Here is a 1,191-nt window from a genome sequence, read left to right on the forward strand (position 1 = left end):
ATGGCGAAGGCGAAATTTGAGCGGAACAAGCCGCACTGCAACGTTGGGACGATTGGCCACGTTGACCATGGTAAGACGTCGCTGACGGCGGCGATCACGAAGGTTTTGGCTGAGACTGGCGGTGCGACGTTCACGGCCTATGACCAGATCGACAAGGCGCCGGAAGAGCGGGCGCGCGGTATTACGATTTCGACGGCGCATGTGGAATATGAGACGACGAACCGTCACTATGCCCATGTGGACTGCCCGGGCCATGCCGATTACGTGAAGAACATGATCACCGGTGCGGCGCAGATGGACGGCGCGATCCTGGTGGTGTCGGCGGCTGACGGCCCGATGCCGCAGACCCGCGAGCACATCCTGCTGGCCCGCCAGGTCGGCGTGCCGGCGCTGGTTGTGTTCATGAACAAGTGCGACATGGTTGACGATCCGGAGCTGCTGGACCTGGTCGAGCTGGAAGTGCGCGAGCTGCTGAGCTCCTACGATTTCCCGGGCGACAAGATCCCGATCGTGCGCGGTTCGGCCCTGTGCGCCCTGGAAGACCGCGAGCCGGCTTTGGGCAAGGAAGCGATCCTGAAGCTGATGCAGGCGGTTGACGAATACATCCCGCAGCCGGAGCGGCCGAAGGACCGTCCGTTCCTGATGCCGATCGAGGACGTGTTCTCGATTTCGGGCCGCGGCACGGTGGTGACCGGCCGTATCGAGCGCGGCATTGTGAAGGTCGGCGAGGAAGTCGAGATCGTCGGGCTGAAGCCGACGGTGAAGACGACGGTGACCGGGGTTGAAATGTTCCGCAAGCTGCTGGACAGCGGCGAGGCGGGCGACAATATCGGTGCGCTGCTGCGCGGCACGAAGCGTGAGGATGTCGAGCGCGGCCAGGTTCTGGCGAAGCCCGGTTCGATCACCCCGCACACCAAGTTCAAGGCGGAAGCCTACATCCTGACCAAGGAAGAAGGTGGCCGTCACACGCCGTTCTTCACGAACTATCGTCCGCAGTTCTACTTCCGGACGACGGACGTGACCGGCATGGTGGCCTTGCCGGAAGGCACGGAAATGGTGATGCCGGGCGACAACATCGCCATGACGGTGCAGCTGATTGCGCCGATCGCCATGGATGAAGGCCTGCGCTTCGCGATCCGCGAAGGCGGCCGCACGGTCGGCGCCGGCGTCGTCGCCGCCATCATCGAGTAA

The 1,191-nt window shown here is 63.5% G+C and carries 1 protein-coding gene; it reads left to right on the top strand.

The window, feature by feature from the left end; genetic code table 11:
* Positions 1–1,191, top strand: coding sequence for an elongation factor Tu (tuf, locus tag SMD27_RS24065; protein ID WP_320511002.1), 1,191 nt, complete (start codon positions 1–3; stop codon positions 1,189–1,191).

The organism is Dongia soli (genome assembly GCF_034044715.1).
GTDB classification, from domain to species: Bacteria; Pseudomonadota; Alphaproteobacteria; order Dongiales; family Dongiaceae; genus Dongia_B; species Dongia_B soli.